Annotated in this window: 19 protein-coding genes; 12 read left to right on the top strand and 7 right to left on the bottom strand. The window is 67.4% G+C overall.

What is annotated here, in order from left to right:
- Positions 1 to 73: 73 nt before the first annotated feature.
- Complete coding sequence (locus tag BMZ21_RS26870; RefSeq protein ID WP_091842102.1) at positions 74 to 1,033, top strand: nucleoside recognition domain-containing protein; 960 nt, start codon at positions 74 to 76, stop codon at positions 1,031 to 1,033.
- Here BMZ21_RS26870 and BMZ21_RS26865 read toward each other — a convergent pair.
- Positions 1,030 to 1,488 carry an HIT family protein gene (locus BMZ21_RS26865; protein WP_091842099.1) on the bottom strand — a complete coding sequence of 153 codons (459 nt, stop codon included), beginning with the start codon at positions 1,486 to 1,488 and terminating at the stop codon, positions 1,030 to 1,032. The two genes, BMZ21_RS26870 and BMZ21_RS26865, sit on opposite strands and share 4 nt — an antisense overlap.
- Before the next feature lie 97 nt (positions 1,489 to 1,585).
- Positions 1,586 to 2,671 carry a Kelch repeat-containing protein gene (locus BMZ21_RS26860; RefSeq protein WP_091842097.1) on the bottom strand — a complete coding sequence of 362 codons (1,086 nt, stop codon included), beginning with the start codon at positions 2,669 to 2,671 and terminating at the stop codon, positions 1,586 to 1,588.
- A 145-nt stretch (positions 2,672 to 2,816) separates the two neighbouring features.
- On the opposite strand from BMZ21_RS26860, the gene BMZ21_RS26855 reads away from it, so the two are divergent.
- The 5 genes from BMZ21_RS26855 to BMZ21_RS26835 all read left to right on the top strand — a co-directional run bounded on the left by BMZ21_RS26855 (position 2,817) and on the right by BMZ21_RS26835 (position 8,883).
- Positions 2,817 to 3,578 carry an SDR family oxidoreductase gene (locus BMZ21_RS26855; RefSeq protein ID WP_091842095.1) on the top strand — a complete coding sequence of 254 codons (762 nt, stop codon included), beginning with the start codon at positions 2,817 to 2,819 and terminating at the stop codon, positions 3,576 to 3,578.
- Positions 3,579 to 3,714: 136 nt separating this feature from the next.
- Positions 3,715 to 4,443, top strand: coding sequence for a cation efflux transmembrane domain-containing protein (locus tag BMZ21_RS26850; RefSeq protein ID WP_091842092.1), 729 nt, complete (start codon positions 3,715 to 3,717; stop codon positions 4,441 to 4,443).
- Between the two features lie 157 nt (positions 4,444 to 4,600).
- A complete protein-coding gene (locus BMZ21_RS26845) occupies positions 4,601 to 5,536 on the top strand; it encodes a sulfurtransferase (RefSeq protein ID WP_091842089.1) in 936 nt (311 codons plus the stop codon).
- Between the two features lie 8 nt (positions 5,537 to 5,544).
- Positions 5,545 to 6,795, top strand: a complete 1,251-nt coding sequence (locus tag BMZ21_RS26840) for a YeeE/YedE family protein (RefSeq protein WP_091842087.1) — start codon at positions 5,545 to 5,547, stop codon at positions 6,793 to 6,795.
- A gap of 102 nt (positions 6,796 to 6,897) precedes the next feature.
- Positions 6,898 to 8,883 (top strand): acetyl/propionyl/methylcrotonyl-CoA carboxylase subunit alpha, encoded by a 1,986-nt coding sequence (locus tag BMZ21_RS26835; RefSeq protein WP_091842084.1) that lies wholly within the window; start codon positions 6,898 to 6,900, stop codon positions 8,881 to 8,883.
- A 31-nt stretch (positions 8,884 to 8,914) separates the two neighbouring features.
- Here BMZ21_RS26835 and BMZ21_RS26830 read toward each other — a convergent pair whose 3' ends face one another.
- Positions 8,915 to 9,496, bottom strand: a complete 582-nt coding sequence (locus BMZ21_RS26830) for a helix-turn-helix domain-containing protein (RefSeq protein ID WP_091842081.1) — start codon at positions 9,494 to 9,496, stop codon at positions 8,915 to 8,917.
- A 95-nt stretch (positions 9,497 to 9,591) separates the two neighbouring features.
- On the opposite strand from BMZ21_RS26830, the gene BMZ21_RS26825 reads away from it, so the two are divergent.
- A complete protein-coding gene (locus BMZ21_RS26825; RefSeq protein WP_091842079.1) occupies positions 9,592 to 10,560 on the top strand; it encodes a threonine ammonia-lyase in 969 nt (322 codons plus the stop codon).
- On the opposite strand, the gene BMZ21_RS26820 is transcribed toward BMZ21_RS26825, so the two are convergent.
- Entirely contained in the window at positions 10,557 to 11,396 is an 840-nt protein-coding gene (locus tag BMZ21_RS26820; protein WP_091842077.1) for an aminoglycoside phosphotransferase family protein, read from the bottom strand. The genes BMZ21_RS26825 and BMZ21_RS26820 overlap by 4 nt on opposite strands.
- Positions 11,397 to 11,505: 109 nt before the next feature.
- On the bottom strand, positions 11,506 to 12,285 hold the full coding sequence (locus BMZ21_RS26815; protein WP_091842074.1) for an SDR family NAD(P)-dependent oxidoreductase: 780 nt from the start codon (positions 12,283 to 12,285) through the stop codon (positions 11,506 to 11,508).
- Positions 12,286 to 12,545: 260 nt separating this feature from the next.
- Here BMZ21_RS26815 and BMZ21_RS26810 point away from each other — a divergent pair, with 260 nt between their 5' ends.
- Complete coding sequence (locus BMZ21_RS26810; RefSeq protein WP_091842072.1) at positions 12,546 to 12,983, top strand: DUF1489 family protein; 438 nt, start codon at positions 12,546 to 12,548, stop codon at positions 12,981 to 12,983.
- A 333-nt stretch (positions 12,984 to 13,316) separates the two neighbouring features.
- Here BMZ21_RS26810 and panC read toward each other — a convergent pair whose 3' ends face one another.
- Positions 13,317 to 14,165: a pantoate--beta-alanine ligase gene (panC, locus tag BMZ21_RS26800; protein WP_091842066.1), complete on the bottom strand. Its 849-nt coding sequence runs from the start codon at positions 14,163 to 14,165 to the stop codon at positions 13,317 to 13,319.
- Positions 14,166 to 14,355: 190 nt separating this feature from the next.
- Between panC and BMZ21_RS26795 the strand changes: the two genes are divergently transcribed.
- Together BMZ21_RS26795 and BMZ21_RS26790 are read left to right on the top strand one after the other, a co-directional pair.
- The gene (locus tag BMZ21_RS26795; protein WP_244544042.1) at positions 14,356 to 15,105 is read left to right on the top strand and encodes a VWA domain-containing protein; all 750 of its coding nucleotides are present in this window, start codon (positions 14,356 to 14,358) and stop codon (positions 15,103 to 15,105) included.
- Positions 15,102 to 15,830, top strand: coding sequence for a DnaJ domain-containing protein (locus tag BMZ21_RS26790; RefSeq protein ID WP_342029055.1), 729 nt, complete (start codon positions 15,102 to 15,104; stop codon positions 15,828 to 15,830). Before BMZ21_RS26795 ends, BMZ21_RS26790 begins: the two co-directional genes overlap by 4 nt.
- Before the next feature lie 17 nt (positions 15,831 to 15,847).
- Here BMZ21_RS26790 and BMZ21_RS26785 read toward each other — a convergent pair whose 3' ends face one another.
- Complete coding sequence (locus BMZ21_RS26785) at positions 15,848 to 17,485, bottom strand: serine hydrolase (protein WP_425285476.1); 1,638 nt, start codon at positions 17,483 to 17,485, stop codon at positions 15,848 to 15,850.
- A gap of 411 nt (positions 17,486 to 17,896) precedes the next feature.
- Between BMZ21_RS26785 and BMZ21_RS26780 the strand changes: the two genes are divergently transcribed.
- Together BMZ21_RS26780 and BMZ21_RS26775 are read left to right on the top strand one after the other, a co-directional pair.
- Positions 17,897 to 18,241, top strand: coding sequence for a phasin family protein (locus BMZ21_RS26780; RefSeq protein ID WP_091842063.1), 345 nt, complete (start codon positions 17,897 to 17,899; stop codon positions 18,239 to 18,241).
- A gap of 206 nt (positions 18,242 to 18,447) precedes the next feature.
- Entirely contained in the window at positions 18,448 to 19,533 is a 1,086-nt protein-coding gene (locus BMZ21_RS26775; RefSeq protein WP_244544040.1) for an aromatic ring-hydroxylating oxygenase subunit alpha, read from the top strand.

Raw genomic sequence — 19,533 nt, 5'->3', positions numbered from 1 at the left:
TAGCTGGCGATTTTGACCACCACCAAGCATGCATCGGCGCTAGCGTCCCGGCACCAATCGAGGATTGCCGCCGATGCCGCTCCAGACCCAATTCCAGCGCAAGACGATCGAGACCTTTGCCGTCTACCGCGAGCTCGTCGTGGTCATGGTGCCGATCGCGATCGCGACTCAGGCTCTGGCCGAGTTCGGGGTTATCAAGGCCGTCTCGCCGTGGCTGGCGCCGGCGATGCAGCTTTTCGGCCTGCCGCCGGAGCTGGCTCTAGCCTGGCTGACAGGTTTGCTGGTCGGGATGTGGGGCGGGGTGGTGGTCCTGTTCACTCTGGTGCCGACACTGGCGCTCAGCAGCGCCGACATGACGGTGTTCTCGGCCCTGCTGCTGCTGGCGCATGCCATCCCGGTCGAGCAGCGCATCGTCGCCAGGGCTGGGCCGAATTTTTGGGCGACCTCGATCATCCGCATCGCCGGGGCGATGGCCTTCGCCGCGCTGCTGCACCAGCTCTTTGCCGCGACCGGCTGGCTGTCGCAGCCGATGGCCCCGGTCTGGACGCCCGCGGCGGGCGAGGGCGGCTGGCTCGGCTTCTCCTACGGGCTGGCCAAGACACTGGTCGTGATGCTCGCAGTTCTGCTCGTTCTGACCTGGGTGATGGAACTACTCAGAGCGGCAGGCATCCTCGATGTGCTCTACAGGGCACTCGCTCCGCTGTTCCGTCTGGTCGGCCTTAAGCCCGAGGCGCTGCCGTTCACCACTGTCGGCCTGCTGCTCGGCATCTCCTATGGCAGCGGGCTGATGCTGGCGGAGGTGCGCCGGCAGCCGATCGAGCCGCGGCAAATCTTCATCGCCAGTGTCTTCATGGGCTTCGCCCACAGCCTGATCGAGGACACGCTGATCATGGTGGCGCTGGGGGCCGACCTGACCAGCGTGCTGTTCGGACGGCTGGTGTTCGCGATCGTGGCGACGGCGGCGGTGGCGTTTGTGCTTGAGCGGGCTTCGAGGGCACCGGTCGCGCAGGCCGATTCTGTGAGCCGGCCTTAGCGGCCCGGTCGGGCGCTCATGTCTGCCCGCAGTTTCGCCGCGGTCCGCGTTACGGCGCGCACCTCTTCCTCGGAGTTCATATGATTACGCGCGTGCAAAAGTGCCGGGCGTACTGCCTCGATGGATTTCCCGAATTGAGCCATCCACTGATAGCGAGGCACCATCCAGAAATTAAAGTGGTGCTTCGTATCCTCGTTGTAAAAATAATAGACGAACTGGATTCCGATCTGCTCCTGAGCACGCCTTAGGCGCTGAACAACCGGTACGAATTCTAAAACTTCTGCTTCATTCATTTCCAGCAGCGACCTGAAATGCCGCTTTGATGCGACGATGACAAGGCCAGGTACCGGGTATGCTACATCCTGATGAGCGTGGAAATGCTCTGTCTCGTAAATTGCTCCGCCTTCGATTGCCCTTCGTCCAGAGGAAATCTCACAGCTCAGGCAAGTGCTCATGGCTTTTCAACTATCGCAAATGCGCCCCTGGCGCTTCTTCCGTGCAGCGGTCAAGTCGATCATCAACGCAGGGAGGGCGGTTCCCGTGGTCGGAACTCTACCCCAGACTGAACGCCTCGTGCACCGCGCTCTGGACGCCGCCGCCCATGACCGGGCCGCCGCCGGCGACGTGGATGGCGTCGCCGACCAGCGCGGCCCCGAGCCCGTGGCGCGGCGTCAGCATCGGGGCGTATTGCTCCCAGCCGTCGCTGGCGGGGTCATAGGCCTCCATCTGGCCGAAGACGCGATTGGTGCCTTCGCCGCCCATGATGAAGACCTTGCCGCGATAGAGCACGGCGCCATGGCCTGAGCGGGCGGTCGGCAGCGGGTTGCGCGGCGCCCATTTGTCGGTCGCCGGGTCATAGGCGTGGTGCAGGTTCGAATTGGTGTGGAACGAGTCGACGCGCCCGCCGATGACGTGGATCAACTGTCCGATCGCCAACGTGCCGGTGTGGTCGCGCCCCGTCGGCAACGGCGTGCGCTCGCTCCAGGCATCGGCCTTGGGATCGTAGACGCGGTGCCAATTGATCGAGGTCTTGCTCTCGGTGGTGTCGCCGATGGCGCCGCCGATCGAATGTAATACGCCGTTCAGGCCGACGATCGCGGCCGAGCCGACGGGGCGAGGCAGGGGCGCGATCTTCGCCCATTTGTCCGCCTTGGGATCATAGACGAAGCAGCGCGGATGCGGCTTGCGGTTCTGCTCGAGGAAGCCGCCAATGGCGTAGAGTTTTCCATCGAGGAAGGCGACGCCGACATGGTTGGCGCCTTGCGGCAGCGGCGCGCCGTCGCTCCATGTGTCGGCCTTGGGATCGTAGACATGGTGGTAGGCCCGGTCGGTGCGCTGCTCGCCGTACCCGCCGACGATATGCATGCGGTCGTCATGCGCCGCCGCCCAGGCCATTTCCGAGCGCGGCAGCGGCAGCAGCGCCTTCGTGCTCCAGCGGCCGGGACTGACTGCCTTCGGGGCCGGTGAATCGAAGACGTTCTGGGAGGCGGCGAGCTCGGGCTTGCCGATCCGGCCGGGCTGGTTCAGCCGCTCGTAATGGCCGCCATGCTGCTCGTGCCCGGGCTGCTGGGCGAGAGCGGGGGAAGTCAATGCCGCCACTCCGGTTGCGAGCAAGCTTCGGCGGTTCAGGCTGGTCATGGCGCGTCCTCCCTCGCTAGAACAGTAGGGCAGGCGCCAATGCTGACAAGCGGTTGGCCTGCGCGAAAAGCGGTTCCGTATACTGCATACGCTGATATGGTGCGGCACCTGAAACGGTTGAAAACACGGTAAGGCGAGGAAGCGCATGTCTGGGCATAACAAGGTCGCGATCATCACCGGTGCCGGCTCGGGCGTCGGCCGGGCCGTCGCCATCGCCTTCCTCAAGGACGGCTACCGCACCGTGCTGGCCGGGCGCCGCACCGATGCCCTCGAAGAGACGATCACGCTCTCGGGCGCGCCGGCGGCGCAGGCGCTCGCGGTCTCGACCGACGTGACCGACAAGACGTCGGTCGAGGCGCTGTTCGCTGCCACCAAGGCGAAGTTCGGCCGCGTCGACGTGCTGTTCAACAATGCCGGCGTCAATGCGCCGGGCGGCGTGCTGCTGGAGGACCTCTCGCTGGAGGACTGGCAGAGGGTGGTCGACACCAACCTGACCGGCCCGTTCCTGTGCACGCAGGAGGCCTTCAAGGCGATGAAGTCGCAGGAGCCGCGCGGCGGGCGCATCATCAACAACGGCTCGATCTCGGCGCAGGTGCCGCGGCCCAACTCGGCCGCCTACACCGCGACCAAGCACGCCATCTCCGGCCTGACCAAGACCGCCTCGCTCGACGGGCGCAAATACGACATCGCCGTCGGCCAGGTCGATATCGGCAATGCGCTGACCGAGATGGCCAAGAAGATGACCACTGGCGTGCCGCAGCCGGACGGCTCGATCAAGGTCGAGCCGGTGATGGATGTCGACCACGTCGCGACCACCGTCCTGCATATGGCCGGCCTGCCGCTCGAGGCCAACATCCTCTTCGTCACGGTGATGGCGACCAAGGCCCCGCTCGTCGGGCGCGGCTGAGGGGCACGCTCCCACAAGCGCCGGCGCCGTGAGCGGCGATCCGCTGTCGTCCTGGTCGGGCCAGTCCCGGCCGTCCACGGCTTGCGACGAGCGGTTTTTGCGCGACACTGTCCGGGGCGACTCTGGAGTGCCGCGCTTGTCAGCCTTCGATGCCTCGGAACTGCGCGAAAACGCGGATGGTCGGCCAAAGGCCGACCATGACGGGCACGGCGTTCGCATCGAGAGCGAACCCGGCCACGCCACGCCGGTCGATCCGAAAGTCGGGCGCGCCTATCGCCTGACGATCTGGGGCATCGCGCTCGGCATCCTGATCTTCGCCGGCAATGTCGTGCTCTGGGCGATTGCCGTCGGCAACAACCAGCTGTTCAAGGACGGAGTCGACTGGGTCTACGACGTCGCGCTCTACGGCATCGCGGCGCTGGTCTTCGGCCGCGACGAGCGGGCCGAGAAGCTGGCGGCGCTCGCCATCGGCGCGGTGATGGCGGTCGCGGGCCTGCACACCCTCTACGACCTCTGGGACAAGATCCTGCGGCCGCGGCCGATCGAGCTCTTCACGCTTGGCTTCTCGGCGGCGAGCGCGATCCTGATCGCCTATCTGATCATCGGCGTGCTCTGGCGCTTCCGGGCCGAGACCAACCCGGTGATCAAGGCGACCTGGCTGTCCTCGCGCAACGATGCGATCTCGACCACGGGCTTTGCGCTGCTCGGCCTCGCCGCTCGGCTGCTCCCGGTGCGCTGGCCGGAATATCTGTTCGACCTCTTCGTCGCCTTCCTCTGCTTCCAGGCGAGCTGGGCGATCTGGCGGGCGACGAAGCAGCCGCAGGATCGAACCAAAGTCGAAGCAAAAGGAGAATATTCTCCCTAGACCAAGGTCGTACGACCCAGTTCTTCCGCCTTGATGGCAAACAAAAAAATCCTGTCCGGCTTCTCCGGCGAGCCGCGTGGCGAAATCATGGCAGCCCCTGCAATTCATGCCGAAACGCGCCGATAGCCCGGCTCTTTCGGCGCCAAGGAGCGCCAGAATGTCCGTCCTGTCTTTCATCCGCCACGGCGTGGCTGCACTGGCCGCGAGCCTCGTGCTCGGCGGCGCGGCGCTGGCACAGTCCGGCCCGCTGGTCTCGACCGAGTGGCTGGAGAAGAATCTCAGCGATCCCAAGGTCAGGATCGTCGAGGTCAGCGTCGAGCCCGGCATCTACGAGCGCGGCCATATCCCCGGCGCGCAGAACATCGCCTGGCATACCGATCTGGTCGAGACCGTTTCGCGCGACATCGCCGGTCCCGAGAAGTTCCAGGCGCTGGCCCGCAAGCTCGGCGTCGACAAGGACGTCACCGTCGTCCTCTACGGCGACAACAACAACTGGTTTGCTGCCTGGGGCGCCTGGGTGTTCGACATCTACGGCCTGCGCGACAACGTGAAGCTGCTCGATGGCGGCCGCAAGAAATGGGAGCTGGAGAAGCGCCCGGTCGCGACCAATCCGGTACCGGTCAAGGCGTCTACCTTTACAGTCGGCGAGCCGAACAAGGCGCTGCGCGCCCGCCTCACCGACGTCGTCGCCAGCGTCGAGAAGAAGTCGGACGCCCGCATTCTCGATATCCGCTCGCCCGACGAATTCTCCGGCAAGATCATCGCCCCGGCCGGCTTCCAGGAACTGGCGCTGCGCGCCGGCCATATCCCCGGCTCGGTCAACGTGCCGTGGGCGCGGGCGGTCAACCAGGCCGACGGCACGCTGAAGTCGCCGGAAGAGCTGAAGAAGCTCTATGCCGAGGTCGGCATCGACGGCTCCAAGCCGGTGATCACCTCCTGCCGCATCGGCGAGCGCTCAAGCCACACCTGGTTCATCCTGACGCGCGTGCTCGGCTACCAGGCCGCCAATTATGACGGCTCCTGGACCGAATACGGCAACGTCGTCGGGCTGCCGATCAGCAATCCGGCCGGCACAGTCTGGGGCGGCAAGTAAGCTCCCTGATGAGTATCTCCGACGATAGCGGCGCGCTGGACTATGAGCTGGCGCGCCGGCAGGCGGGGGCGGAGCCGATCAGGCTGCCGCCCCTGCGCTACATCGCTGCAGCGGTCGTCGCCGTAGCAATCGCAATTTCCATCTATCTGGTCGGGCGCCACGGCGATCCGGCGCCGCAGCTCCAGCTCTCGCTGATCCTGGGCGCTGCCTTCGGCTTCGTCCTGCAGCGGGCGCGCTTCTGCTTCTTCTGCATCTGGAAAGACTGGCTCGACCGGCGCGATCCGCGCGGGCTACTCGGCATCCTCGCCGCACTGGCTGTTGGGCTTGCCGGCTACACCCTGATCTTTGGCGCCTGGCTGCCCGATCCTACAGGCACGCGCCTGCCGCCGACGGCACATATCGGGCCGGTCGGCCCGGCGCTGCTGCTGGCGGGACTCGCCTTCGGCGCCGGCATGGCGATCTCAGGCTCCTGCATCAGTGCTCATCTCTACCGGCTGGGCGAGGGCTCGCCGACCTCTCCTTTCGCGCTGATCGGCGCAGGCCTTGGCTTCATCCTCGGATTCCTGAGCTGGAACGAGCTCTATCTGCTGACGATCTCGGAGTCGCCGGTGCTCTGGCTGCCGCGCCAGCTCGGCTATGGCGGGGCGCTGCTGGCCGGGCTTGCCGTGTTCGGGGCCGCGGCCTGGTGGCTGCTGCGCGCTGGCGGGCCGAGCGGGCAGGGTGCATCGGAGAACGCGCCAGCCGACCCAATCGCCGCGATTGTCCTGCGACGCTGGCCGGCCTGGCTCGGCGGGCTCTTCGTCGGGCTGATTGGCGCCGCAGCTTATCTTCGCCTGTCGCCGCTCGGCGTCACCGCCGAGCTCGGCTCGCGCTCGCGGCAATTGGCGACCGGGTTCGACTGGTTGCCGGCGCGCCTGGAAGGGCTCGACAGCTTCCGCGGCTGCGCCACCCTGATCCGCGATGCACTGCTGACGCCAAACGGGCTCTTCGTCGCCGGGCTGGTCGCGGCCGCCTTCGCCGCGGCGCTGGCGGCGGGCGAGTTCAAGCCAAGGTGGCCGACCGGCGGGCATGTGCTACGCGGTCTGCTGGGCGGCGTGCTGCTCGGCTGGGGCACGGTGTTCGGGCTTGGCTGCACGGTCGGCACGCTCCTCTCGGGCATCTCGGCCGGGGCGGTCTCGGGCTGGGTGTTCGCGCTCGGGCTGGTCGTCGGGACGACGGTGACACTGAAGGCGGGGCGGCGGCTGCGGCTGTTGGATTGAGGCGCTGTACCCATCTGCCACTTGCGCAACAAGGCGCAGACATGGGGGCAGGCTGGGCTATAACGGTGGCATCGGTTCGAGGATGTCCCCGAGGAAGCTTGTATGTCGATTGCCGCCAAACTGCCCTCCATCCTGATTGCCAATCGCGGCGAGATCGCCTGCCGGGTGATCCGCACCGCCAGGCGGCTCGGCCTGCGCACCATCGCGGTCTATTCCGACGCCGATGCGCAGGCGCTGTTCGTCGAGATGGCGGACGAGGCTTATCGGATCGGCCCGGCGCCGGCGCGCGAGAGCTATCTCGATGCGCAGAAGATCCTCGCGGCCGCCAAGCAAGCCGGCGCGGCCTGCATCCATCCAGGCTATGGCTTCCTGTCCGAGAATGTCGAATTTGCCGAGGCCTGCGCCGCGGCCGGCATCGTCTTCGTCGGCCCGCCCGCCTCCGCCATCAGCGCCATGGGCCTGAAGGATGCGGCGAAGGCACTGGTCGAGAAGGCGGGTGTCCCGGTCGTGCCGGGCTATCACGGCGCCGAGCAGGGCGTCGATTTCCTAAGGCAGGAGGCCGAGCGCATCGGCTATCCCGTGCTGATCAAGGCGGTCGCCGGCGGCGGCGGCAAGGGCATGAAGAAGGTCGATCGGCCCGAGGACTTCGCCGATGCGCTTTCCAGCGCCCAGCGCGAGGGCAAGAACGCCTTCGGCGATGCGCGGGTGCTGGTCGAGAAATACGTGCTCTCGCCGCGCCATGTCGAAATCCAGGTGTTCGGCGACAGCCATGGCAATGTCGTCCATCTCTACGAGCGCGACTGCTCGTTGCAGCGCCGCCACCAGAAGGTTATCGAGGAGGCGCCGGCGCCGGGCATGACGCCCGAGGTGCGCGCCGCCATGGGCAAGGCGGCGACGGAGGCGGCCAAGGCGGTCGGCTATGTCGGCGCCGGCACGGTCGAGTTCATCGCCGACGGGCGCGACGGCCTCAGGGCCGACCGCTTCTACTTCATGGAGATGAATACCCGCCTCCAGGTCGAGCATCCCGTCACCGAGGCGATCACCGGGCTCGATCTGGTCGAGCTGCAGCTCAAGGTCGCGGCCGGCGAGCCGCTCGGCTTCACCCAGGATGACGTTCGCGCCGAAGGGCACGCCGTCGAGGCGCGGCTCTATGCCGAGGATCCGGAGAAGGGCTTCCTGCCGTCTACCGGCAAGCTCTGGGCGCTGCAATTCCCGCAGAGCGAGGACATCCGCATCGATAGCGGCGTCGAGGCCGGCGATTCGGTGACGCCGTTCTACGATCCGATGATCGCCAAGGTGATCGCCCATGGCCGCACCCGCGACGAGGCGCTCGACCATCTCGCCTTCGCGCTCGGCGAGACCATCGTCGCCGGGCCCCGCACCAATCTCGCCTTCCTGAAAAAGCTGGCCGAGGCCGAGGGGTTCCGGAAGGGTCCGTTCGATACCGGTTTCATCGAGCGCAATATCGAGGCGCTCGGGGCCGAGCCGCAGCCGCTCGATGCGGCCGCGGTCGCGGCGGCGGCGCTGCAACTGGAAGAGGAGCGGCAGGTGGCGCTGCTCGACCTCGCGATCGAGCGGACCGGCGATGAGGCCAAGTCGCCCTGGCTCGACGCCGATGCCTTCTCGATCATGCCACGCCCGGCGCTTGGCCTGCCGCTTTTGGTCGATGGCGAGCGGATCGAGGCCAGGATCGAGTGGAACGGCGACGCAGCGCGCGTCTCGTTGCCGGGCCATCCGCTTGATGAGGGCGAGCACGAGGTGACGCTGGCCCGCGCCGAGGCAGGCACCTATCTCGCGCTGCATCGCGGCCGCCAGACCTCCGTCGCGCTGTTCGATCCGTTCAGCGTCGATCTCGATGCCGTCGCCGGCGCTGGCGGCGTGATCAAGGCGCCGATGCACGGCAAGCTGATCGCACTTTTCGTCGCGGCTGGTGAAGCGGTGGTGAAGGGCCAGCGGCTCGCCATCGTCGAAGCCATGAAGATGGAGCATGTGCTGACCGCTCCGCGCGACGGCACCGTCACCGAGCTCGGCGCCGAGCCGGGCGCGCAGGTGGCCGAGGGCGCGAAGGTGGTCGTGCTCGGGGAGTGAACCTAGAGCCCCTTCCTTCCCAGTGACGGCTTCAAGCCTTCGGGCTTGGTGCGTAGCGGTAGTGGATGATGTCCATGACCACGGCCTCTTCGCGCGTCCGATTGCGATAGCCGTGCCGGCGGTCGGCCGGGAAGCGCAGCGACTGGCCCTGCCTCAGCGGCCGCCACTCCTCCTCGACCAGCAGCTCGACCTCGCCGTGCTGGACGGTGATGTGCTCGACGACGCCGACGTCGTGCGGCTCCGAGATGCTCTCGAAGCCGGGTGCGAAGGTGAGTTCGTAGAGCTCGAAGCCGAACCGCGCCTCGTAGGGAAAAACAAGAGCCCGCTGCATGCCTTCCTGCGACGGGCGCACGCGCAAGTCGGCGGCGTCGCGCAGAAGCAGCACGTCGCCGCTCCCGCCATCGGCCTCCAGCAGCGCGGTCATGGGAACCCCCAGGCCCGTGGCGAGCTTCCAGAGCGTCGCGATCGTCGGTGCGGATTCGCCCCGTTCGATCTGGCCCAGCATCGCCTTGCTGACACCGGTGCGCGCCGCCGTCTGGTCGAGACTCCATCCGCGGTCGCTCCGGATCGACTTGAGCAGCTTCGGGGTATCGACCGGGCCGACGGGCTTCATGGCAGGCGCTCTCCAGTCTGTGCGTTATTGCGCACGGGATGTTTGTGCGCTAAAGCGCACGCGTCGTTCCTACCATCTCGCCGAAGGCTTGTCCCATGCAGCCAAACACCAGGCTCGACCTCGACCGCATCCGGCAAGCGCAGCAAGAAATTTCGCCGCTGTTTCGCGATACGCCGCAGTTCCAATCTCCGACGCTCGGCGAATTGCTCGGCTGCGAGCTCGTCATCAAACTCGAGACTGCCAATCCTATCGGCTGCTTCAAGGGACGCGGAACCGAGGTCGCGATGGCGCGGCTCGCCAGGAGTTTAGGCCCAAAGGCTGCGGTTTGCGCCAGCGCCGGCAATCTTGGCCAAGCGCTGGCCTATAGCGGCCGGTCGCGCGGCATCGACGTCGTAGTGATCGCGGGGAGGGGCGCCAATCCCGGCAAGATCGAGCGCATCCGCCGCTTGGGCGGTCTGGTCGAACTGGTCGAGGGCGATATCGAGACTGCTCGCGAGCGGGCGCGGGAGATCGCGGGTGGTGGCAACGCCTTCCTGATCGAGGACAGCGAAAACCTCGACACCTGCGAGGGCGCGGCGACGATCGGGCTCGAACTCGTCGAGGGGGCAGGGCGTATCGATACCGTGCTGCTCGCGCTCGGCGGCGGTGCGCTCGCAACCGGCGTCGGCCATGTCATGAAAACCCTGTCGCCAGCGACCGAGATCGTCTGCATCCAGCCGAAAGGCGCGCCGGCCCTGGCGCTGTCGTGGCGAGCCCGATCGGTCGTGACGACCGAGAGCACCGACACGATCGCCGACGGCGTCGCCGGGCGGTTTCCGATACCGGAGGTGCTCGACGACCTCATCGCCCTCGCCGACCATGTTCCGCTGGTCGAGGAAGCCAGCATCGTCGAGGGCATGCGGCTGCTCTACCGGCATGCCGCGCTCGTCACCGAGCCCTCGGCGGCGCTCGGCATCGCCGCAATGCTGGAAGAGCCCGAACGTTATCGCGGCAAGCGCGTCGCCACGGTGATCTGCGGGTCGAATGTCCTGCCGGAGCGGTTCAGCGCCTGGATGCGGGATTAGAGCGCGTCCAGCGCGACGATCGCCCGCTCGGCTACGGAGAGATTGATCTGCGCCAGAGGGTCCTCGTCTTCGTCGAACCAGGCGGTCGAGAGTCCGCACCAGGCCAGGATCCACATCAGGAGTCGGCGGCGCTCCAGCCCGGATTTCGCCAGCACGATCTCCAGCCGGCGCTCGAAGCGGCCGGGCAAGACCGCGACCGGCGGTTCGGGGTCGGCGAGATCGGGATCGCAGAACAGGATCGTGTATTCGAAGGCGCGATCACCGATCACCGATTTCGGATCGATGGCGAGCCAGCCCTTGGCCTCGAAATCGAGGACGTTGTCATGGTGGAGGTCGGCGTGGAGCGGCACGATCTCGCGCTGCGCCGGAAGCAATTCGTTGGCGACTGTGGCCGAGCGGGCGAGGATGCCACCGTGCTGCCGAGCCATCGGGAAGAGGTCCTTGAACCAGGTTTCCAGCGGGATCAGGCCTGAGGGCGCCGGGCCGCGCGGCTTCTGCAAAGCGGCGATGGCGTCGCAGAGGATGGCCGTCGCCTCGTCATCGCCAGTTGCACCGCTGCGGGCCATGGCGGCGAGCGAGCGCTTACCGGTGGCGCGCTCGATCAGCATGGCCTCGCCATTGTCGCTGCGGGCAAAGAGGCGGGCGGCGCCGTCGCCCGCCCAGTAGTCGAGCGGCAGGTAGCCGCGCCGTTCGTCCTCGACTTCGGGCAGCTTCAGCATGGCCGGCTGACTCTGGTGCAGGACGGGCAAAAGCTGGCTGGCATGCGTCCTGATCGGCTCGCCGGCGGGGTCGAGGTTCCAGCGGATCAGCCAGGGCGAAAAGGCGTCGGTCGGCATCGTCGGTCGTCAGTTCTGTCATTGCGAGGGCGAGCGAAGCAATCCAGGGGGATTGCGCGAGCCGCTCTGGATTGCTTCGTCGCTGCGCTCCTCGCAATGGCGCTGGAGGCTAGTCCGCCGCTCGGCCGCGACCGATCAGCGGAAACTGCTCGACCTCGTAGATCTGGCCGGAGACGTGCCCGCTCTCCTCCGACAGCCAGAATGCGGTGTGGGCGGCGATCTCGGCCGGCTGCATGATCTGGCCGAAGGGCGCGAATTCGAGCGGCACTTCCTTCTCCCAGCCCGGCTTCTTGCCCTCGCGCTGCTGCGTCGCATCCTCGTTGGCGGTGAAGGTCCAGCCGACATTGAGCTGGTTGACCCGGATGTGCTCGCGCCCGAGCGTGTTGGCCAGGTTGCGCGTCATCGTCATCAGCGCGCCCTTCGACATCGAATAGACGGTGAGGTTGGAATTGCCGCAATATGCGTTGATCGAGCCGACGGTGAGGATCGAGCCGCCGGACTTCTGCAGGCGGAAGGCGCGGATCGCCGCCTCGGCGCAGAGCAGGGGCGCACGGGTGTTGATCGCGAAGATATGGTCGAAGAAGGCAGCGGTGGTCTCAGCCAGCACGCCGCGCGGATAGATGCCGGCATTGTTGACCAGGCCGTCGATGCGGCCGAAGGCCTTGCGCGTCGCGTCGACCAGTGCCTGGGCCGTCGCCGGTTCGGCGAGATCGCCGATCGCGCCCGAGGTCGCGGGGCCGAGCTTGCGGCAGGCGGTGTCGACCTCGTTCTGCTCGCGGCCATGGATCAGCACCTTGGCGCCCTCGGCGATCAGGCGTTCGGCCATGGCGTAGCCGATACCGGTCGAGGAGCCGGTGACGAGAATGGCCTTGCCTTGCAGTCCGCGCATGTCGTGTCTCCGTTCGGGTCGGTGGCCTTAGTAGCCTGCGAGCGCGGCGCCGTCATGGCTGCATCCACGCCGGCCAGCCCGGCACCTCTGCCGTCAGGCTCGCCCTTGTGGCGAGCATCCACATCTTGAACACCGCTCTCAAAAAACGAAGACGTGGATGCTCGGGACAAGTCCGACCATGACGGGAAAGGGGACGCCGGCTTGTGGAGAAAGGCCGTGGGCTCTGGCGAGCGGCTTCGGCGAGGACTAGGTTGCCCGCCATGCCGCTCCATATCCTCAAGCTCTGCGTCGGCGCCGACTCGATCAGCGATCTCGAAGAGTGGATCGCCGAGCGGCAGGCGCAGCGCCGCGCCCGGGGCGAGCCGGCGGAGCAACTGCACACCACCCGCATGGTGCCGAAGCGGATCGAGGAGATCGTCAATGGCGGCTCGCTCTACTGGGTGATCAAGGGCCAGGTCTCGGCGCGCCAGCGCCTGATCGATATCCGCCCCTTCACCGATGGCGAGGGCATCGGCCGCTGCCATCTGGTGATGGAGCCGGTGGTGGTGCCGGTCGAGCCGCGCCCATTCCGGCCGTTCCAGGGCTGGCGCTACCTGCAGGACAAGGACGCGCCGCGCGACATCGACGGCCGCAGCGGCGATCTCGGCGTCATGCCCGAGCAGATGCGGCGGGAATTGGCGGAGCTCGGGTTGCTGTAGGCTTTACGCAGCGCTTAGGCCGGCGGCTGCGATACGCTTCGAAGCCTTATGCGAGGCCGCCTACATCATGGTGGAAGCGCCGCCCATCGCGGTCAGGCGCATATGATGCGAACCACCATGCTCAGGATTTTTGCTCGCATTGCCGCTTTCGCCAAACATCTCGATGCGCACCTGACGCGCGGCGTCGAGATGCGTGGCCGGCGGCTGGCCGGGCTGAAGCCTCTCGCAGGCACCCGGCCTGTCAACGCCAGACCCCTCAAGACGCTGCCCCCGCGCCGGGCTGCTATCGCCGCACACTAAGCCTGAAAATAGTCTTTTGGGCGGCGGTTCGCCTTACACCCCGATATTGTCGATCAGGCGCGTCGCTCCCAGCCGCGCCGCGATCAGTAGCCGGATCGGGCCGTCGGCGCGCGAGGTCACCGGCGCCAGCGTGTCGGCATGGCGGGCTTCGAGATAGTCGAGCTCGAAGCCGGCGGTGATGATCTCGGTCTGCGCATCGGCCACCGCCTGGAAGAGCGGATCGTCATTGCGGATGCGGGCGGCGAGGGCCTGCATCACCCGGTGGAGCGTCGGCGCCAAGGCGCGCTCATCGGCCGAGAGGTAGCGGTTGCGCGAGGACATTGCGAGGCCGTCGGTCTCGCGGAAGGTCGCCAGCGGTACGATCTCGATGCCGAGATCGAGGTCGTGGGCCATGCGCGTCACCACCTTGAGCTGCTGGTAGTCCTTCTCGCCGAAGACGGCGAAATCGGCCTTGCTCTGTGTGAACAGCTTGCAGCAAACCGTTGCGACGCCTTCAAAATGCGTCGGGCGAAAGCGGTCCTCCAGGCCGACCGCGGCCGGGCCGAGCAGCAGCACGCGGCTGGCGAAGCCCGGCGGGTACATCTCCTCGACCGCGGGGAAATAGATCGCATCGGCGTTGGCGGCTTCGAGCTGGGCGCGGTCGCTGTCGAAGGTGCGCGGATACTTCTTGAAGTCCTCATGCGGCGCGAACTGCGTCGGGTTGACGAAGATCGAGACGATGACGCGGCGGGCGTGCTTCTGCGCCTCGGTCACCAGCGCGATATGGCCTTCGTGCAGCGCGCCCATGGTCGGCACCAGCGCGACCTTCTCGCCGGCGGCATGCCAGGCCGCGACGGCCTCGCGCATCGCCTTGACCGTCTCGAACACCGCCACCTGCGACATAGCGCTTCTCCGAGGCATGTCCCGCAAAAGTGGGGACCATTTTTGCGGGACATGCCCAACTATTGAGTTGCGCGAATTCTGATCGTTCGACCGATACCGGTCGAACGGAAAGCGCGCGGCTCGGGGGACGGGTAGCAAATGCCGGCGACGCGGCCAATATCTCTGGCATGAACGAATCCCGGCGAAGAGCATGACACGCGAAGACGGCAAGGCAGTGGGCAAGGCGGGCGAAACGCGCCCGGCCGAGAATGCTGCGCGCTCCAAGCCTGGCGAGATCGACCGTTTCGTCGCGGCGGCGAAGCAGCTCGCGCCGCTCGCGACCGGGCAGGCGGGGCGGCTCGTCTTTGCGCTCGACGCGACGATGAGCCGGCAGCCGAGTTGGGATCTGGCCTGCTCGCTGCAGGGGCAGATGTTCGAGGTCGCGGCCAGGACGGGTGGGCTAGCGGTCCAGCTCGTCTATTTCCGCGGCTTCGACGAGTGCCGCGCCTCGGGCTGGCTCGGCGAGCCGCAGCGGCTGACCGGGCTGATGAACAAGATCGACTGTCGCGGCGGCCAGACGCAGATCGGGCGCGTGCTCAAGCATATCCGCGACGAGGAGCGGCAGGTGCCGATTCGCGCCTTCGTCTATGTCGGCGACGCGATGGAGGAAGATGTCGATCGGCTCTGCGCGCTCGCCGGCGAGCTCGGCCTGCGCGGCGTCAAGGGCTTCCTGTTTCAGGAGGGGGCCGATCCGGACGCCAGCGCGGCCTTCGCCGAGATCGCACGCCTGACCGGCGGAGCCCATGCCCGCTTCGACGTCAACGCGCCCAATTCCCTGCTCGACCTGCTGCGCGGCGCAGCCGCCTATGCCAGCGGTGGACGCGAGGCGCTGCTGAAGCTCGCGGGGCAGAATGCTGCGGCGCAGAGACTGCTGACGGCGATGGAGGGCCGGACATCGTGAGCCTCCTCTACGGTATCGCCACGCTGATCCTGATCTGGTGGTTGGCCAAGCTTTTCGCCGGCTCCGATCCGAAGAAGCTGGTGCGGCTCGGCAAGGTGGTCGGCGGCACGCTTTCGCTCGGTGTCGCGGCGTTGCTGATGCTGCGCGGCCGCCCGGATATGGCGATCTTCCTCGGCGGGCTCGGCGCCTGGCTGCTCGGCTGGAGCGCCTATGGCCCGGGCGGCCTCAAGATGCCGGAATGGGCGAAGGACTGGGGCGGGACCGGCTCGGCCGGGCGCTCGAAGGTCGCATCGAGCCTGCTCGAGATGGAGCTCGACCATGACAGCGGCGGCATCAGGGGCAAGGTCCTGGCCGGCGCTTATGCGGGGCGCGATCTCGACGATCTCAACCCCACCGAACTCAGTGCGCTGCTGCGCGAATGCCTCGCGGGAGATCCAGACGGGGCGCGCCTCCTAGAGGCATATCTCGACCGCCGGGCGCCCGGATGGCGTGAAGACGCTGATCGTCACCGCGACGCGGGGCAGCGCAGCCCGGCGCGCACGGGCGCGATGTCGGACGAGGAGGCCTACGAGATCCTGGGGCTTCACCCGGGGGCGGGCCCGGAGGCGATCCGCGATGCCCATCGGAGCCTGATGAAGCGGATCCATCCGGATGCCGGAGGTACCAGCGGGCTTGCCGCTCGCGTCAACCAGGCCAAGGATACCTTGCTGAAAAAGCATGGCTGATCTCCTTTCCGGACCGGTCAGCCGCGGGTGGCGAAGCAGGAGAAGCCGCCGCGCTTGAGCTGGGCGCAGGCCTTCTCGGCGTCCTTGGACTCCTCGAAGCCGGCGAAGCGGGCGCGGAACAGGGTGGCACCACCCTTCTCGACCTTTTCGGTGAAGGGCGAAGCGTCGGCGAGCGAACCGGAGGCCTTGGCGCGGGCACGGCTGAGGATGTCCTTGGCCTTGGCCTCGTCGTCGGTGGCGCCGAGCTGGATCACCCATTTCGAGGCGATCGCGGTCTTCTCGGCGGGCTTGGGCTCGGGCTTGGCCTCGGGCGCCTTGGCGACATGCGCCACCTTGACCGGAGCCGGAGCCGGAGCCGGTTCGGGGAGGCGAGCCTCGACCTTCTTCGGCATGGGCTGGACCTCGTCCCTGAGCGCGACTTCAGCGACCTTGGCGATCGAGGAGGTGGTGTCGACATTCGCCGGCGGGCGCAGGACCTTGCCTTCAGCCGGGGCGGCGCCGATCGACCAGCGCATCGCCGACGGCGTCGTCGTCGCGGCGACCGGGCGCATGTTGGAGAGAGCGAGCGCCTGAGCGCTGCCGCTCAGGGCGCGCGGCGGCGGCATCTGGGCGGTCGTCGTCGTCGCGGCATAGGCGCGGGCGGCGGCGGGCACTTCAGGCTCGGCGCGCGGACGCGGCACCGGGATCGGCGCAGGGGCCGGGGCGGGCTCGGGCGCCTGGGCGACGAGCGCCGGGCGAGCCGGCGGCTCGGGAGCCGGGGCGGGGGCCGGCGCACGATAACGCTCCTGCTGCGGCTCGGAGGCCTCGGCGATCATCGGGGCGCTGCGGCCGCCGGCGCTGGCGCGCGGCAGGCTGGCGAGGACGAGATCGGACATGATCTTGTCGCGCGAGGCGCCGGAGCGCCCGCCGAGCACGATCGAGACGATCTGGCGGCCTTCCGACTTGGCCGAGGTCATCAGGTTGAAGCCGGAGGCGCGGGTGTAGCCGGTCTTGATGCCGTCGACGCCCTCGATCTTGCCGAGCAGGCGGTTGTGCCCGCGAATCGTGCGCGAGCCGTACTGGAAGGAGCGCATCTGGAAGAGCGGGAAGTAGCGCGGGAAACGCTCCTGGATCGCCCGGGCCAGGATGGTCAGGTCGCGCGCCGTGGTGATGTTCGGCGGCGAGTTCGGCAGGCCGTGCGGGTTGTAGAAGCGGGTCGAGTCCATGCCGAGCGAGCGCGCCTTGCGCGTCATCTGCTCGGCGAAGGCCTCTTCGGAGCCGGCGATGGCCTCGGCGACCACGACCGAGGAATCGTTGGCCGAGAGGGTGATCATGCTCTTGATCGCGTCCTCGACCTCGATGGTCGAGCCGGCGCGCAGGCCGAGCTTGGTCGGCGGCTGCGAGGCGGCGTAGGACGAGACCTTGAGCTCGGAGTTCATGGTGAAGCGGCCGCGCTCCATCTGCTCGAAGAGCATGTAGAGCGTCATCACCTTGGTAAGGGAGGCCGGGATGCGCGGCGCATCCTCGTTGACGGCGTGCAGGGTGCGCCCGCTCTTCACGTCGACGACCATCGCCGCATAGGGCGGGGCATAGCCGCCCGAGACATGGCGGCGCTTCTTGCGCGCCGCCTCGGCGGGGGAGACCGTCGCTGTCAGCACGACGGCAGCAGCACTCACCACCCCGATGAACGCAAGCCAGCGCCCGCGTCGGGACCCAACGCAACCAGAAGCCATGCAACTCGCCTCAACTAAACCCACCCGTCCGTCGCAGGCTTTGCAGCGTGGCGCGAAGGACACAGATAAGGAGGTTAGGCGGATGCGGTTACGGAGCGGTTAAGCACCGGACGGCTTTCGCATGACCATTTCGCACGGCCGTCACATGGAACGGTCAGGTTGCAAACCGTCGCCGATGCACGCTGGGGGGCTCTGCGTTTGATGCATTGCAGCGCAAGCTTGACTTTTATGTTGCGGTGCACAATATCAGTAAGCGCCCCGGTGATGGACCTTTTCATCTGACCTAGGGGGCACGGAACCCGGGCCACTCCGGCTCGTCAGCAGAGGCGGCGCATCAGCGCTGAAAGGGACACCATGATCCAGCAGTTCGAGACCATCCAGAAGGCTTCCAAAGAGAACGTCGACGCCGCCCTGAAGGCTTTCGGCGCCACCTCGAAGGGCGTGCAGGCTCTGGCCGTCGAGGCCACCGACTACGCCAAGAAGTCGTTCGAGGCCGGCACGGCCACGATCGAGAAGCTTGCCGGCGTGAAGACGCTCGACAAGGCCATCGAGATCCAGTCGGATTACGTCAAGACCGCTTTCGAGGGCTATGTCGCCCAGGTCACTAAGGTCGGCGAGCTCTATGCCGCGATCGCCAAGGACGCCTACAAGCCGTTCGAGGGCATCGTCGCCAAGGCCGTCCCGACCCCGGCCAAGTGATTGCAGTCGAGTGATTCTGGCGCGGCCGGCTTCGCCCGGCTGCAGCTGATCACGACTTGAATTCAAGAAGCCCGGCCTCGGCCGGGCTTCTTTGCGTTTGGGCTCCGTCCGGATGCGCCTTCGCGGCAATGCTCTGGCAACTGGCGGGCGGCTCTCTGCCTGCGTCGCGTTCAGCCTGACGGCAGCGACCCGAGCCAGGAGCCGCAATGAGCCGTTCGACGATTGCCATGGACGCATCGACCACCACCGAGGCGCCACCGGCGAACGAGTTCCGTGAGCCGCCCCGGGAGGCCTGGTACTGCGTCAAGAGTGCCGGCAGCCTGGCGACCGGCGCGATGGCGAGCGTGACCGTTCTCGGCGAGCAGGTCGTGATCGGCCGCACCAAGCTCGGCGAGCTGTTCGCCCTGCGCGATCGCTGCCCGCATCGCGGCGCGCCCCTGTCCGAGGGGCGGTTCGACGGGGTCGCGATCACCTGCCCCTTCCATGGCTGGCGCTTCGGGGCCGATGGCCGCTGCCGGGCGATGCCGACGCTGGTCGATGGCGACGTCACCGATCCCGGCCAGGTCAAGGTCGGCGAATTCCCGATTCGCGAGAGCGACGGCATCATCTGGCTCTATCTCGGTCAGCGGCCGGAGCTTGCGCCGCCGGTGCCTGTCTTGGCCCTTGCGGGCAAGACGCGCTGCCGCGTCGCCGTCTCGGTTCTGGTCGAGGCCTCCTATGATCTCAGCGTGCTCAGTCTGATCGACCCCGGCCATGTCGGCTATGTCCATAACTCCTGGTGGTGGCGGCCGACCGCGACGGCACAGGAGAAGGTCAAGGACTTCGAGCCGCTGCCCTTCGGCTTCCGGATGAAGGCGCACAAGGCGGCGGCGAACTCGCGCGGCTATCGCCTGCTCGGGCGCCCGCAGACGGAGGTCGACTTCCTGCTGCCGGGCCAGCGGATCGAACGGATTCGGCTCGGCGAGCGCGCGATCGTCAACGCGACCTTCGCCACGCCGATCGATACGCGCCGGACGCTGCTGACCAATGTGCTGCTGTCGGACCTGCCGCAGCTCATGCCGCTCGCGCCGGTGATCAGATGGGCGGGGCACGCCTTCCTGCGCCAGGACCAGCGGATTCTCGAACTCGCCCAGCAGGGGCTGGAGCGTAAGCCGACCATGCTGCTGCTGGGGCAGGCCGACCGGCTGGCGCAATGGTATTTCTGCCTGAAGCGCGACTATGCCGCAGCTCGCCGGGAGGGCACGGTTTTCTCCAATCGGCTTGGCCCGGAGCGCCTACGCTGGCGAACCTGA

The organism is Allobosea lupini (genome assembly GCF_900109525.1).
Classification (GTDB): Bacteria; Pseudomonadota; Alphaproteobacteria; order Rhizobiales; family Beijerinckiaceae; genus Allobosea; species Allobosea lupini.
Note: the sequence above shows the minus strand (reverse complement) of the source record. Positions and strands in the feature narration are given on the sequence as shown.